Annotated in this window: 11 protein-coding genes; 7 read left to right on the top strand and 4 right to left on the bottom strand. The window is 74.3% G+C overall.

The features are described from left to right. The first annotated feature begins 94 nt into the window (after positions 1-94). Positions 95-2,539, top strand: coding sequence for a hypothetical protein (locus ACL02R_RS01505; RefSeq protein ID WP_412794956.1), 2,445 nt, complete (start codon positions 95-97; stop codon positions 2,537-2,539). Between the two features lie 79 nt (positions 2,540-2,618). Here the strand turns inward: ACL02R_RS01505 and ACL02R_RS01500 are convergent, their stop codons facing one another. Continuing rightward, a complete protein-coding gene (locus ACL02R_RS01500) occupies positions 2,619-3,752 on the bottom strand; it encodes a Gfo/Idh/MocA family protein (protein WP_412794955.1) in 1,134 nt (377 codons plus the stop codon). A 285-nt stretch (positions 3,753-4,037) separates the two neighbouring features. On the opposite strand from ACL02R_RS01500, the gene ACL02R_RS01495 reads away from it, so the two are divergent. After that, positions 4,038-4,982, top strand: coding sequence for a UbiA family prenyltransferase (locus ACL02R_RS01495; protein WP_412794954.1), 945 nt, complete (start codon positions 4,038-4,040; stop codon positions 4,980-4,982). Then, entirely contained in the window at positions 4,979-5,719 is a 741-nt protein-coding gene (locus tag ACL02R_RS01490; protein WP_412794953.1) for a methyltransferase domain-containing protein, read from the top strand. Before ACL02R_RS01495 ends, ACL02R_RS01490 begins: the two co-directional genes overlap by 4 nt. Positions 5,720-5,728: 9 nt before the next feature. Here the strand turns inward: ACL02R_RS01490 and ACL02R_RS01485 are convergent, their stop codons facing one another. Continuing rightward, on the bottom strand, positions 5,729-6,592 hold the full coding sequence (locus ACL02R_RS01485; RefSeq protein ID WP_412794952.1) for a siderophore-interacting protein: 864 nt from the start codon (positions 6,590-6,592) through the stop codon (positions 5,729-5,731). A gap of 321 nt (positions 6,593-6,913) precedes the next feature. After that, positions 6,914-7,384, bottom strand: coding sequence for a MarR family winged helix-turn-helix transcriptional regulator (locus tag ACL02R_RS01480; RefSeq protein WP_412794951.1), 471 nt, complete (start codon positions 7,382-7,384; stop codon positions 6,914-6,916). Positions 7,385-7,547: 163 nt separating this feature from the next. On the opposite strand from ACL02R_RS01480, the gene ACL02R_RS01475 reads away from it, so the two are divergent. Next, positions 7,548-9,038: an MFS transporter gene (locus ACL02R_RS01475; RefSeq protein ID WP_412794950.1), complete on the top strand. Its 1,491-nt coding sequence runs from the start codon at positions 7,548-7,550 to the stop codon at positions 9,036-9,038. Positions 9,039-9,044: 6 nt separating this feature from the next. Here ACL02R_RS01475 and ACL02R_RS01470 read toward each other — a convergent pair whose 3' ends face one another. Continuing rightward, the gene (locus tag ACL02R_RS01470) at positions 9,045-10,304 is read right to left on the bottom strand and encodes an MFS transporter (protein ID WP_412794949.1); all 1,260 of its coding nucleotides are present in this window, start codon (positions 10,302-10,304) and stop codon (positions 9,045-9,047) included. A 226-nt stretch (positions 10,305-10,530) separates the two neighbouring features. Between ACL02R_RS01470 and ACL02R_RS01465 the strand changes: the two genes are divergently transcribed. The 3 genes from ACL02R_RS01465 (at position 10,531) to ACL02R_RS01455 (ending at position 14,705) form a co-directional block, all read left to right on the top strand. Next, positions 10,531-11,514, top strand: a complete 984-nt coding sequence (locus tag ACL02R_RS01465) for an aldo/keto reductase (protein WP_412794948.1) — start codon at positions 10,531-10,533, stop codon at positions 11,512-11,514. A 137-nt stretch (positions 11,515-11,651) separates the two neighbouring features. Beyond that, entirely contained in the window at positions 11,652-14,111 is a 2,460-nt protein-coding gene (locus ACL02R_RS01460; RefSeq protein WP_412794947.1) for a SpoIIE family protein phosphatase, read from the top strand. Positions 14,112-14,402: 291 nt separating this feature from the next. Next, the gene (locus ACL02R_RS01455; RefSeq protein ID WP_412794946.1) at positions 14,403-14,705 is read left to right on the top strand and encodes a hypothetical protein; all 303 of its coding nucleotides are present in this window, start codon (positions 14,403-14,405) and stop codon (positions 14,703-14,705) included. Positions 14,706-14,755: the final 50 nt, after the last annotated feature.

Here is a 14,755-nt window from a genome sequence, read left to right as displayed (position 1 = left end):
CGTCGCGAGCAGGGCGACCCCTTTGAAGACACGACCCAGGGGCCCTCGACGGGGAAACGCTTGTACGGCAGCGGCATGAGGAACGGGGGTCGGCATGGTGAGTGTGAGCTTCACCCGGGAGGACGTCGAGAAGAAGGCCGGGGTCGCGCCGTGGAAGCGCGCCCGCGAGTTCTCCGACGAGATCGACCCCGCGGACATGGGCGACACCGCAGCGGTCTACGCCCGCGCCGCCGGTGAGGCGGACGACGCGGGGACGCTCGCGGAGTCCGCGACCGAGCACGCGGGGGAGTCCGGCACCGTCGACGGCGGGACCCTCGTGGACGTGGGCGGACGCATCGACGAGACGGCCCGCGGCCTCCAGGGCAACGGCCAGGACATGGACGAGGTCGTCAACTGGCTCGTCAAGTCGATGAACCTCGCGCTCGACACCGTCTCCGAGGTCAACGGCCTGATCGACGGCGCGAGCGGCGCGCCCGTCGGCCACGGCTTCATGACCCCCAAGGGCCTCGACCAGATCTACCAGGAGAACCACGACGCCGCCCAGGGCGAACTCTCCCGCGACATCGAGCTGATCAACGCCGCCTCCCGCGCGTCCGCGCAGACGAGCGCCGCGCCCGGCACCGTCGCGGCGTCCGTGACCCTGGAGGGCGGCAGGACGGTCAGCTTCAAGCCGACCCAGGAGGGCGTCGACTCCCTCGCCGCCGACGTCGCCCGCGACATCCGCGAGAAGTACCTCCAGAGCGTCGCGGACAGCGCCGAGAGCACCTACTCCGAGATGACCGACGCGATCGAGGACTACCGCAGCAAACTCACCGGCTACGGGCACGAGTTGCAGATCCTCGGCTACGACCTGTCGGGACCGCTCGACCTGTGGACGACCGAGGCCCAGGCCGAGTGGGCCGCCGACCAGCTCGCCGGGGAACTGGCCAAGGACGAGCCCGACCCCGAGCTGATCCAGCGCTACACCCAGGGTCTGGACGGCATCGTCGATGCCATCTTCGGCGACTCGAACAACCCGGGCGACCCCTCGCGCCCCCTCACCGAGCAGGAACGCGCCTACCTCGAACGCTTCTACGGCTCCCTCGACGCCGACACCCTCGCCCAGCTCGGCAACAAGATCGACGGCTGGAACGGCGCCAAGGTCGACCTCGCCAACGGAATCGGCCTCCTCACCAACCCCGACCTCGGCGGCTTCGACGTCAGCGACCCCGCGCAGCGGGCCAAGCTGCCCGACATCGTCGAGCGCTTCGTCTACGACTGGGAGGACGGCCCGTTCTACGGCGACGACAACCGCACCGACCGGGACGAGTTCGCCGATGAGATGCGGGCGTTCAACGGCTTCGGCGACGTGCTCGGCCACATGACGATCACGCCCGACGACCAGTTCGCCGAGGACATGGCCCACGCCGCCGTCGGCATCCAGCAGCGCGCCTCGCAGCAGCTCGCCCTGTTCGGCCCCGGCGGCGACTTCGTCGCCAACACCGGCAGCAGCGGCCTGCTCAGCGCCACGTCGCTGAACGCGGAAGCCTCCGCCGGGCTGCTCAACGACGAGGACTTCCGCACGTCCCTCCTCGTCCAGACCTGGCAGGACAGCGACGGCGCTGCCGACCTGGTGCGCGCGGGCACGATCGTCCCGGACGGCATCGACCCGAAGAGCAAGGCCGCGCACCCCTTCATCGAGGCCGCCTTCAACACGCTCGTCACCGCTTCCCAGCACCCGGACGAAATGCTCGGCCGCCAGGTCGAGATCGAGGGGCTGGAGAGGAACAACACGGCGCTGCTGTCCTCGATCGCCGATGTGACCGACACCTACATGGACTCCGTCGCGGTCAGCTCCGAGGAAGCCTGGTACGAGAACGGCCGGTTCAACATCGACCGGGATGTGCGCAACAACCTGTTCGAGCTGCTGGACCGGGCCGACCCCGTCGTCAGCGACCAGTTCTACCGGTACGTCGCCGGGTGGGAGGGCGCCACTGCCTACACGGCGTTCGCCGGCGACAAGGACGGCAACGGCGACAACGCCGCCGCCTTCGCCCGCCTCGGCACCATCGCGGGCGCCGTCGAGCACGCCAAGCACCTCTCCGACCCGCACATCCCGGACGCCACCGCGGGCACCCGACGTCAGGCGTCGCTCGTCGTCTCCGTGTCCACCGCCGCCGGCATCGCCAACACCCTCGGTGACTGGGGGCGCCTCGGCGTCACGGTGTCCGGCGGTGCCTGGGGCGCCGCCGAGATCCTCCGGCACTCGCTGCCCGACCCGACGGCGGCGGAGAAGGAGGCCAAGTGGAACGCGCTGGAGTTCGGTGACACGCCGATCCGCTCCATCGTCGCGAACGCCGCCATCGAGGCCGACTACCGGGGCGCCGGCGACTACAAGCTGCCCAACCTCGCCGAGGACGGGGTCCACGAGAGCGACGTCCGCCAGGGCCGCCTGGGCAGCGGCGACCCGAGGGAGAAGGGCTACCTGGACATCGAGAACGCCAAGTACGACGGCTACCGCGACGTCCTGACCGACGCCTACCGCCGCTCCCTCGGCTGACCCGCGGGCCCTGTGCCGCCGCCGTCCGGGACGGCGGCGGCACAGGCCGGACCTCTCGTCTCGTCGGATGACCGGGCGGTCAGACGCCGGTCCAGGCGCGGTCGGCCGCGGAGCGCAGGACCGCGTCGGTCAGCCGCGCGGCGCGCAGCCCGTCCTCGAACGTGGGCAGTCCCTCGCGTTCCTGACCGGCCATCACGGCGTACGCGTCGGCGACGAACGCCTCGAAGCACTGCGCGTAGCCCTGCGCGTGCCCGGCGGGCAGGGTGGCGAGCCGCCGCTGCTCGGCGGAGCCCGCGCCCGGGTCGCGGACGAAGACCTCGGCGCCGGTGGCGGTGCCGAACCACCCGTACTCGGGGTTCTCCTGGTCGAAGACGGCGCTGCCCGCCGCGCCGTCCAGCTCGAACCACAGGCGGTTCTTCCGCCCGGCGGCGACCTGCGAGACGGTCGTCGAGACGGGCACCCCGTCCGCCGTGCGGGCGAGCACCATCGCGATGTCCTCGGTCGTCACGGTCACCCGGGGCGCGTCCGCCCCCGCCGGGCCGGAGAACGACGCGACGCTCCCCGCGGGCCGCTCCGGCAGCGCGATCCGCGTCTCGGCGATCAGCGACGCCATCCGCTCGCCGCTGACCCACTCCACCAGGTCGAACCAGTGCGAGCCGATGTCGGCGAACGCGCGGGACGCCCCGCCCGCCGCCGGGTCCACGCGCCAGCTCGACGCGTCGGGCGACAGCAGCCAGTCCTGGAGGTAGCTGCCGTGCACGGCGTGCGTGGCGCCCAGCTCACCGGCCAGCCGCCGGGCGCGGATCTCCCGCACCACCGGGTGGTAGCGGTAGACGAACGGCACGGCCGTCACGACGTCGGCGGCACGCGCGGCGGACGCCATGGCCTCCGCCTCCGCCAGGTCGGCGCCGAGCGGCTTCTCGCAGATCACGTGCTTGCCCCCGGCCGCGAGCAGGGCCAGGGAGTAGGGGGCGTGCGTGGCGTTGGGCGTGCAGACGTGGACCACGTCGGCGTTGCCCTCGGCGACCTCCTCGATGCTGCGGTAGGCCGTGGGCACGCCCCAGGCGTCGGCGGCGGCGCGGGTCCGCTCGTGGTCGCGGCCCAGCAGGCCGACCACCTCGGCACCGGCGAGCAGCGCCGCGCGCCGGTGCACCTCGGCGATCATGCCGAGGCCCAGGATGGCGACGCGGGGCCGCGCGGAACGGGTCGTCACGTTCGGTGTCTCCTCTCGTACGGGCAGACGGCCGCCGCTCCGGCCCCGCCGCGCCGTACGGGCCGACGGGGGTCGTCACGGGCGGCGGGGACCCTCCGGCGGGCGTTTCCCTGCGCGAGCGTACGTCGCGCAGGTCAGCGGCCCGCGGGCGAGCCCCCTGACGGCCCTGCCCGGTGGCCGCGGCCGTGAATCACCCGGACGGCGGCGTCCGTACGGCCCCGCGCCCGGCGGGCCGCCCGCTAGCGTGACGGGCGTTCACGAACGCCGCCGCCCCCGGGAGACCGCGTGACCACCCTCGCCCTGTCGGTCCGGGCCCTGTACGGCCTCTCACGCGGCACGCAGGCGGCCCTCAGCGTCGCGCAGCCGCTGCTCGCGGCGGTCGTCGCGAGCGCCGCGACGGGGCCGCCCACGCCGGGACGGCTGCTCGTCGCGGTCCTCGGGGCGACCGCCGGCTACCTCGCCGTCTTCTCCGCCAACGACCTCATCGACGCCCGCGTGGACCGCAGGGGCGCCGAACAGCGCGTGGCGGCCGGGGCGTTCGACATCGACGGCGCGGGCGACCGGCACCCGATCGCCACCGGGAGGCTCCCGTACGCGGCCGCCCTCCTCTGGGTCCTGCTGCTCAGCGCCACCGCGCTCGTCCTGGCCGCGCTGATCAGCTGGGTGTGCGTGGTCCTGTTCGCCGTCGCGGCGCTGCTGGAGGCGGGCTACTGCGCGCTGGCGACCGTCACGCCGTGGAAGACGGTGCTCAGCGGCCTGATGGTCGCGGCGGGCGCGGCGGCCGGGTGGTTCGTGACGACGCCCGAGCCCGACTGGCCGGTGCTCGGGCTGTTCTGCCTGTGGATGGCGGCCTGGGAGATCGGCGGGCGCAATGTGCCGAACGACTGGGCGGACGCGGAGGACGACCGTCCGCTCGGCATCAGGACCGTCCCCGTGGTGCACGGGCCGCGCGCCGCCGGCATCGTCGTCGCGTGCTGTGTCGCGGTGACGTCCGTGGCGGGCGTCGTCCTCCTCGCGTCCCGCGCGCCCGGCATCGGGGCCGTCGCCCCGGCCGGTGCCGCGCTCGCCGCCGCGTGGGGACTGCTGTGGCCCGCCGTGCGGCTGCTGCGCGACCCGGGCCCCGACGCCGCGCTCGTCCTGTTCAACCGCGCCAGCGTCTACCCGGCCCTCGTCCTGCTGTGCGCGCTCGCCGGGGCGCTGACCGGCGTCCCGGCGCCCCAGGTCCCGTGAACGGCCCCCTGCCGCGCGGCGGCCCGCGCGCGTCACGTCTCGACCGCCGCTACGAGACCGACCGCCCCGAGTACATCGACTCCGAGGACCACCCCGAGCGGCAGGCCCGCGTCCTGCGCGGCCTCGACCGCATGCACCGGCTGACCGGCGGCCACCGCACCGTCACGCGGCACACGCTCGCCCTCGCCCACGCGCACGCCGGGGACACCCGTGACACCGCCGCGCCGCGCGTCCTCGAACTGGGCGCCGGCCACGGCGGACTGGCCCGCCGCCTCCTCGCCGCCGACCCGTCCGTGCGCCTCACCGTCAGCGACAACAGCCCCGCCGTCGTCGCGGCGCTGCGCGCGGGCGACCTCGGACACCACCCGCGCGCCGACGTGCGGCGGCTCGACGCGACCGCCGTGGACGCGCCCGACAAGGCGTACGACCTGGCCGTCTTCGCCCTGTCGCTGCATCACCTGCCGCCGCCCGCCGTGGTGCGCGTGCTGCGGGAGGGGACGCGGGTGGCGCGGCGGCTGCTGCTGGTGGACGGCTGGCGCCACCCGGCGTACCTCTCGGCGGTCCCGCTGCTGTGGCTCACCGGCGGCGCGGCGCACGTGCACGACGGTGTGATCAGCTTCCGGAAGATGTACGCCCCGGCGGCGCTGCGGGAGCTGGCCGGTCCGCGCGGCGCGGACGTGCGGCTGGCCGTGCGCTTCGCCTTCCCCGGCTATCTCCTGGCCGTCGCGGCGGCCTGAACCGCCGTGTCAGTCCGCCGTGCCCTGCTCCTGCTCCTTCTCGACCTGGCGGTTCCACTCCGCTTTGGACGACTGCCAGCCGTCCTCGTCGGCGCCGCGCCGCCAGTAGCCGGAGACCGACAGCTGGTCGCGGCCGAGGCCGTGCTCCACGCGCAGCAGCCGCCGCAGCTCCTTCACGAAGCCCGCCTCGCCGTGCACGAACGCCTGGGCGCGGCCCGCCGGGAACGGCAGCGCCGTCACGGCCTCCACCAGCGCCTCGCCGATCCGGCGCCCGCCCCGGTGCAGCCAGACGATGTCGGCTTCGCCCGCCGTCGCGAGCTTCTGCTCCTCGTCGGGCCCCGCGACCTCGACGAACACCCGTGCCACGGCGCCCTCCGGCAGCCGTTCGAGCGCGGCGCCGATGGCGGGCAGCGCGCTCTCGTCACCGGCGAGCAGGTGCCAGCCGGCGGCCGGGTCGGGCGCGTAGGCGCCGCCGGGGCCGAGCATGCGCAGCGTGTCGCCCGGCCGGGCGCCGTCCGCCCAGGGCCCGGCGAGGCCCTCGGGGCCGTGGTGCACGAAGTCGATGGTCAGCTCGCCCGCGTCCGGGTCCCAGGCGCGGACGGTGTACGTGCGGGTGCGCGGCCACTCCTCGCGCGGCAGCGTCTCGCGGATCACGGCCATGTCGAACGGCTCGGGGTACGCGGCGCCCGGCGCCGGGAACAGCAGCTTCACGTAGTGGTCGGTGTACTCGCCCGCCCGGAAGGCGGCGAGCCCGGCTCCGCCGAACACGACGCGGATCATGTGCGGCGTGATCCGTTCGGTCCGCAGGACGCGGCCCTCGTGCACGGTGCGCTTGCGGGCGGGCCGGTCGGCGGGGGTCTGGCGGTCGTTCACGGTCGTTCCTCCCGTACCGGCATGGCGGGCCCTGCGGCGACGCGGGCCCCTCGCCCCCATGTTAGGCATACCTTACTTTGAACGGCCCGGCGGCCCCCGCCCGGTGGCGCTGGGCCCTGTCGGACACATGGCGCCGTCCGCCGGAGGCGGGGGCGGCGGCTGGTGCGGTGCATCGCAGGACGGAGGGACGCCCTTGTGCTGGGGCCCCCTTCCGGGAAAGCAGGGGTGTGCCGACAACGCGGCGAGGTGCCGTGCCTGGGGGCACCTCCCGGCCGCCGGGCTGGGGGAGCCGTCGCCCCTGCGGGACGTGTGAGACAGGGCCTACCCCCGCAGCAGCCCCTCGGGCCGCGGCCAGGGGCTCCCCTTGCGCCCCTCGCAGCCCGCGTTGTACCGCGCCAGCAGCCGCACGAACTGCCGCACGTCCTCATCCGGCCAGTCCTCCAGCAACCGCGCGACGGACTCCCGGTACCCCTCCTGGTCGGCCGCCAGCCGCCGCGCGCCCTCGGCCGTGAGGTCGAGCTTGCGCGCCATGCCGCCCGCCGGATCGGGGTGGCGCTCGATCAGGCCGCTCTTCAGCATCGCGGCCGTCTGCCGGTTCACGGTCGAGGTGTCGAGCCCGAACGCCTCCGCCAGCTCGCCGATCGACATCGGGCCCTGTGCCTCGATGCGGCTCATCAGCAGATAGGCGGACCGGTCGAGTTGCGCCCACGCGGCGCGCGCCCCCGCCGGGCACAGCGCCTGCGCCCGTGTGACGAGCATCAGTTCGCGTTCGAGGTCGGACAGGTCCTGCACGCCTGCCTCCCGTTCTCGGTGCGGTCGCGCGCGCCGGGGGAGTGGCGCAAGCGATTCGCAAGGTTGTCCCGGAATCGTGCGTGCATCCTAATCCTTGGTGTGTGCTTTACATAGTGTATGTATCATGCATGTCCGTCGGCACGACCGAAGCGGAGGCTCGACGATGGCTCAACCGATCCCTGTCCCGGCGCAGCAGGCGGGGAGGCAGGAGGGCAGGGCGGGCGCCGTGATCGGCGCCCTCGCCGCGGCGGGCATCACCGTCGCCGTGATGCAGACCCTGGTGATCCCGCTCATACCCGACCTGCCCGCGCTGCTCGACACCTCGCCGTCCGCCGCCTCGTGGGTCATCACCGCGACGCTGCTCGCGGGCGCGGTCGCCACCCCCGTCACCGGCCGCCTCGGCGACATGTACGGCAAACGGCGGGTGCTGCTCCTCTGCCTCGGCCTGCTGGTGGCGGGCTCCGCCATCTGCGCGCTCGGCGACTCCCTCGTCCCCATCCTCGTCGGCCGCGCCCTCCAGGGCTGCGCGATGGGCGTCATCCCGCTCGGCATCAGCATCATGCGCGACGAACTGCCGCCCGAGCGCATGGGTTCCGCCATGGCCCTGATGAGCGCCTCGTTCGGCATCGGCGGCGCCCTCGGGATGCCCGTCTCCGCCGCCGTCGCCCAGGCCACCGACTGGCACACCCTGTTCTGGGGCTCCGCAGGGCTCGGCGTCATCACGTTCGCGCTGGTCGTGGCGCTCGTCCGCGAGTCGCCGGTACGGGGCGGCGGGCGCTTCGACCTGATGGGCGCCCTCGGCCTGTCCGCCGGACTCGTCTGCCTGCTGCTCGCCGTCTCCAAGGGCGGCGACTGGGGCTGGTCCGGGACACCGACGCTCGCCCTCTTCGCCGCCGCCCCCGTGATCCTCCTGCTGTGGGGTGCCTACGAACTGCGCGCCCGCACCCCGCTGGTCGACCTGCGCACCACCGCCAAGCCCCGCGTCCTCCTCACCAACCTGACGTCCGTCCTCGTCGGCTTCTCCATGTACGTGATGCAGCTCGTCCAGCCCCAGGTGCTCCAGCTCCCGGCGGAGACGGGCTACGGACTGGGGCAGTCGATGGTGGCGGCCGGGCTGTGCATGGCGCCGAGCGGCGTCGTGATGATGCTGGTCTCGCCGCTGTCCGCCCGCGTCTCGGCACGCTGGGGCCCCAAGACGTCGCTGATCACGGGCGTGGCGGGCGTCGCGCTCGGCTACGCGGTGGGCATCCCGCTGATGACCGAGGTGTGGCACCTGGTCCTCGTCTCCTGCATCATCGGCGCGGGCATCGCCGTCGCCTACGCCGCGATGCCGGCCCTCATCATGTCCGCCGTGCCGGTGACGGAGACGGCGGCGGCCAACGGCCTCAACGCCCTGATGCGCTCCATCGGCATCTCGTCGTCCAGCGCCGTGGCGGGCGTCCTGCTCGCCTCGATGACCACCTCGTTCGGCGGCGCCGAGGTCCCGTCACCCGACGGCTTCCGCGCGGCGTTCGCCGTGGCGGGCGTGTCCGCGCTGGCCGCCATCGCCGTCGCCCTGTTCATCCCGGCGCACCGCCCGGCGCGCCCGGTCGCGACCCACCCGGAACCCGGCACCCTCGAATCCCCCACGGGAACGGCCTCCCGGCCCGCGTGACGGCGTTCACGCCCGGCTGGTGACCGCCGCGCCGGGCGTCCCGGACGCCACGACCCGCTCCGCCGCCAGCGCGCGCCGCACCTTGCGCCGCGTCACCAGCACGCCCGTCACGGCCGCCGCCCAGAACGGGTACTGCACCAGCCACGCCAGCCGGAACGCGTCGAACGTGTAGCCGCCCGCCGCGTCCAGCACCACTCCCATCAGGAACAGCACCGCGAGCGACGCCAGGAACCCGCCCAGGTTCACCATGCTCTGCGCCACCGCGAGCGACCGGGGCGGGTTCGACGTCCGCGCGATGTCGAACCCGACCGCCGAGCCCGGCCCGCCGGCGGAGAGCACGACCACGAGCACCACGAGCAGCCACAGCGGCGCCCGCCCCGGCAGCGCCAGCACCACCGTCCACACCGCGGCCGCCGAGCCCGCCACCCCGAGCAGCAGCCACGAACGCCGCATCGGGTGGCGCATCGTCAGCACTCCGAGCACCGGCCCGACCGCCATCGCGCACACCACGAACAGCGTCAGCAGCCCGCTCGCCGCGCTCGGCGAGAGCCCCTGCGCCGACACCAGGTACGGCACGCCCCACAGCAGCGAGAACACCGTCATCGGGAACTGCGTCACCATGTGCCCGAAGAACCCGAGCCGCGTCCCCGGGCGCCGCCAGATCGTGCCCAGCTGCCCGAAGACCTCCCGCGCGGACGCCGGGGCGCGCGCGGGCCGCTCCACGCCCGGCGGCACGTCCCGCACCACCGCGAGCGCCAGCACGGCGGCCAGCAGGCTCAGCGAGGCGGCCGACGCGAACGCCTTCGACCAGCCCACCCCGTGCAGCAGCGCCAGGAACGGCATGGCCGACAGGATCTGCCCGGCCTGCCCGAGCATCATCGTCACCTGCGTGACCACCGGCACCCGCCGCGCCGGGAACCAGCGCGGCAGCAGCGCCAGGACGCCCGTGAAGATCAGCGCGTCCCCGCCGCCGACGACGAGCCGCGCCAGCACGGCGGTCGGCACGTTCCCCGCGAACGCCAGGAGCGTCTGCCCGCACGCCGCCGTCAGGCCCCCGGCCGCGACCGTCAGCCGCGGCCCCCACCGGTCGGTGATCAGCCCGGCCGGTATCTGCATCGCCAGGTAGACGACGACCTGCACGAAGACGAACGTGGACAGCGCCGTCGGGGAGACGCCGAAGTGCTCCGCCGCGTCGAGTCCCGAGGCGCCCAGCGAGGTCCGCTGCATGACCGACATCGCGTACGCCAGGACCCCCGCGGACCACACCGCGTACACCCGGGCGCGCCCGGGTGCGCCGGGGCCGGCCGCCGGACGGGCTGACGACGGCGCGGACATGCCACTCCTCGGGGAGGCGCGTACGGGGGACGCGTCCCATCGTAGAGGCGGCCTCGCACGCGCGGACGAGCGGGTCACATCGGCGCAAAGCGCCCCCCGCGCGCCCAGCGTGCGGACCGCGCCCCGCGCCCTCGCGCGCGCCTGCCACAATGCCCCCGTGGAGCAGCGACCATTCAGCAGATCAGGACAGCAGGTGTCCGTCGTCGGACTCGGCACCTGGCAGCTCGGCGCGGACTGGGGAGAGGTCGTCGAGGACGACGCGCTCGCCGTGCTGGACGCCGCGGTCGACGCGGGGGTGACGTTCCTCGACACCGCCGACGTCTACGGCGACGGGCGCAGCGAGCGCCTCATCGCCCGCTACCGCGCCCGGCGGCCGGACAAGGACCTGTTCGTGGCGACCAAGATGGGCCGCCGCCTCCCGCAGGACCCCGCCAACTACAGCCTCGACCACTTCCGCGCCTGGACCGACAGGTCGCGCGAGAACCTCGGCGTGGACACGCTCGACCTCGTCCAGCTCCACTGCCCGCCGACCCCCGTCTACACCTCCGACACCGTGTTCGACGCGCTGGACACCCTCGTCGCCGAGGGCAGGACCGCGCGCTACGGCGTCAGCGTCGAGACGTGCGAGCAGGCGCTCGCCGCCATCGCCAGGCCGGGCACCACCAGCGTCCAGATCATCCTCAACCCCTTCCGCCTCAAGCCCCTCGAAGAGGTGCTGCCCGCCGCCCGCGAGGCCGGTGTCGGGATCATCGCGCGCGTGCCGCTCGCCTCGGGGCTGCTCTCCGGCCGCTACACGGCGGAGACGGTCTTCGGCGCCGACGACCACCGCACCTACAACCGGCACGGTGAGGCGTTCGACCAGGGCGAGACGTTCTCCGGCGTGGACTACGCGACCGGCGTCGAGGCGGCGGCCGAGTTCGCCCGTCTGGCCCCGTCCGGCGCCACCGCCGCGCAGACGGCGCTGCGCTGGATCATCCAGCAGCCAGGCGTCTCCACCGTGATCCCCGGCGCCCGCTCGCCCGAGCAGGCGCGGGCCAACGCCGCGGCCGCCGCGCTCCCGCCCCTGCCCGCCGCCACCCTGGACGCCGTGACGGAGCTGTACGACCGCAGAATCCGGGCACAGGTACACGAGCGCTGGTAGCCGCGCCCACCGCCGCCGCCCGCCCGGCGGCGACGTGGCGCGATCGGCTCGCCTGGCGATACGGTTTCCGTGGATATGCGCGCATTTACGCGCACGACGGTCCGCGCCGCAGGGGCGTGGTGAGAAGGATGAACGCGATGGACCGACCCGATGGCGTCCTCGTCCCCGGGGCAGAGGCGGCCACGGCCGTCGTGGACGCGCGCGGAGTCGTCCGGGCCTGGAGCGAGGGGGCCGAGCGGTTGCTCGGCCACCCGTCCGGCGAGGTCGTCGGACGGCCCGCCGCGCCGCTGCTCGCCCACGACGCCACCGCCGTCGCGCGCGAGTGCCGCGACCGGCTGGCCGGCTGGCACGGCTGGCTCGGCCTGCGGCACCGCGACGGCCAAGTCGTCCGCACCCGGATCGTCGCCGCCCCGTCGGAGGGCGAGGACGGGGCACCGCGCTGGCTCCTCACCGCGTCCCTCCGGCAGGACGCCGCCGAGCAGGCCGGACTGCTGGAATGGGCCTTCGAACAGTCGAACAACGCGCTGAGCGTCTACGGCACCGACGGCAGCATCCGGTGGATCAACGCCATCTCCCTGCGCCACCTCGGCAAGACCCGCCAGGAGGTGCTCGGCCGCACGCTCGCCGAGCTCTACAGGTCCGACGGCCTCGCGGACATGGCCCCCGCCGGCTCGCCGCCCTCGGCCACGGGGGAGAGCGTGACCCGGGCCATGGACGGGCTGGTCGCCGCGGCCCGCCAGGTCGCCCGCGACGGCAGGTACCAGCGGTTCGAACTGGTCACGTCCACCCTGGAGACACGCGAGAACGCCACCTGGGCGGTGGACCTCTCGCCGGTGCGCGACCCGGCGGGCGAGGTGCGGGGCGTTTTCGCCGCCGCCGCCGACGTCAGCGACCAGGCACGCGCCCGGCGCCGCCTCGCGCTGCTGAAGGAGGCGGGCGACCGGCTCGGCAGCACCCTGGACGTCACCCGCACGGCACAGGAACTCGCCGACATCATGGTCCCCGAGCTGGCCGACTTCGCCACCATCGACCTCCTGCCCCAGGTCACCTCGGGCGGCGAACCCCCGCCCCTCTCACCCACCGGCGACCTCACGCTGCGCCGCGCCGCCCGCCAGTCCGTCCACGAGGGCACGCCCGAGTCCGTGGTGCCGCTCGGCGGCGCGACCCACTACCCGCCGGACTCCACGACCGCCCGCTGCCTGTCCACCGGCCGCGCCGTCATGGCGTCGGAGGGGGACCCGTCCTTCACCGACTGGACCGCCGAGCACCCGAGCCGCCAGTCGGTCAACGAGGAGTTCGGCATCCACTCGGCCATGGCCGTGCCGCTCCGCGCGCGCGGCACGGTCCTCGGCATCGCCCTCTTCCTGCGCAGCCGCCCCGAGCACTTCGCGCGGGACGACCTGCTGCTGGCCGAGGAGATGTGCGCGCGGGCGGCCGTCAGCGTGGACAACGCGCGCCGGTTCGCGCGGGAGCGCGGCACCGCCCTCGCGCTCCAGCGCAGCCTCCTCCCGCAGAAGCTCCAGGGCCACGCCGCCGTGCAGGTCGCCTCCCGCTACCTCCCGGCCGGGAGCCGTGCGGGCGTGGGCGGCGACTGGTTCGATGTCGTCCCGCTGTCGGGCACGCGCGTCGCGCTCGTGATCGGCGACGTCGTCGGCCACGGCCTGCACGCCTCGGCGACGATGGGCCGGCTGCGCACCGCCGTGCGGACCCTCGCCGACGTGGACCTGCCGCCCGACGAACTCCTCACCCACCTCGACGACCTCGTCTCCCACCTCGCCGAGCAGACGGGCGCCCTCGACCCCGCGCCCACCACGGTCGGCGAGATCGGCGCCACCTGCCTGTACGTCGTCTACGACCCGGTGTCGCGCAACTGCGTCGTCGCCAGCGCGGGACACCCGCCGCCCGTGATCGTCGGCCCGGACGGCACCCCCGTGCCCCTGCACGTCACCCCCGGCCCGCCGCTCGGCGTGGGCGGCCTGCCGTTCGAGGCGAGCGCGACCCGGCTGCCGGAGGGCAGCCTCATCGCGCTGACGACGAACGGGCTGATCGCCCCGCGCGACCGGGAGTTCGACACCGGGCAGCACATCCTCCAGGACGTCCTCGCCCAGTCCGCCGACTCCCTCGAAAGCGTCTGCGACGCCGTGCTGTCGCGGCTGCTGCCGGAACGCCAGACCGACGACGCCGCCCTGCTCGTCGCCAGGACGCGTGCCCTCGACGCCGAGCACGTCGCCACCCTCGACCTGGAGCCCGACCCCTCCGTCGTCGCCCGCGCCCGCAAGATGGCGTCCGACCAGCTCATCGCCTGGAACCTGCCGGAAGCCGCGTTCATCACCGAACTGGTCGTCAGCGAACTGGTCACCAACGCGATCCGGCATGCCTCGCCGCCCATCCAGCTGCGGCTGATCCGCGGCGAGTCGTCGCTGATCTGCGAGGTGTCCGACAGCAGCAGCACGGCGCCCCACCTGCGCCGCGCCCGGACGTTCGACGAGGGCGGCCGCGGCCTGCTGCTCGTCGCGCAGCTCACCCAGCAGTGGGGCACGCGCCAGACGGCCACCGGCAAGACGATCTGGGCGGAGCAGCAGCTCACCGACACCTGAGCCCAGGCCAGCGGCGGTGGCCCGTTCGCCGCCCGCCGGTGCCGGGGCCGCCACCAGCGCAACCGCCCGGGGGTCCCGTCCCGCCCATCCGCGACCGGTTGAGGGCGCTTCCTCACTGTGTGCGGACCGATCGCGTTCCGCGTCGTATGTCCGTTCCCGGTGGAACGGGAGGTGTAGCCCGGCTCTTGCCGATTACGTGCGGACGCCGGTGAACATCCGGGCTCTGGAAAGGATCGTGTGGGTGGTCCGGACGCCCGTCAGTGCGACAACGGCAGGAAGAGAAGCACCGGGATGAGTCTGATCCAGACGGGCAAGTTCGAACTGTCGTCGGACCACCCTGTGAAGACCTCCTGGGGCGTGTCCGGTCGGCGCGTTCAGGCGTTCGGCCTCGGGGATATCGTGGTGAGCGGATCGGGCGGGGCGGTCTGCTCACGGGGGCACGTGCCGGACCAGGGGATGTTGATCCATGTCGCTGTCGCTGGCCTGTTCGACGGGCTGCGGCGGTTCGCGGCGGGTGTCCGCCGCGGTGGCGGGAGAGGCGGTGCTTGGGAGTTGGTGGGGGGGACTCGTCGTTCCGCCTGGACTTCCGCCTGACGCGCGCGGGCCTGCTCCGGGTCTCCCGGGGCCGTGCGGTGCTCGACGAG

This window comes from Streptomyces sp. MS19, from assembly GCF_047200595.1.
GTDB lineage: Bacteria > Actinomycetota > Actinomycetes > Streptomycetales > Streptomycetaceae > Streptomyces.
Note: the sequence above shows the minus strand (reverse complement) of the source record. Positions and strands in the feature narration are given on the sequence as shown.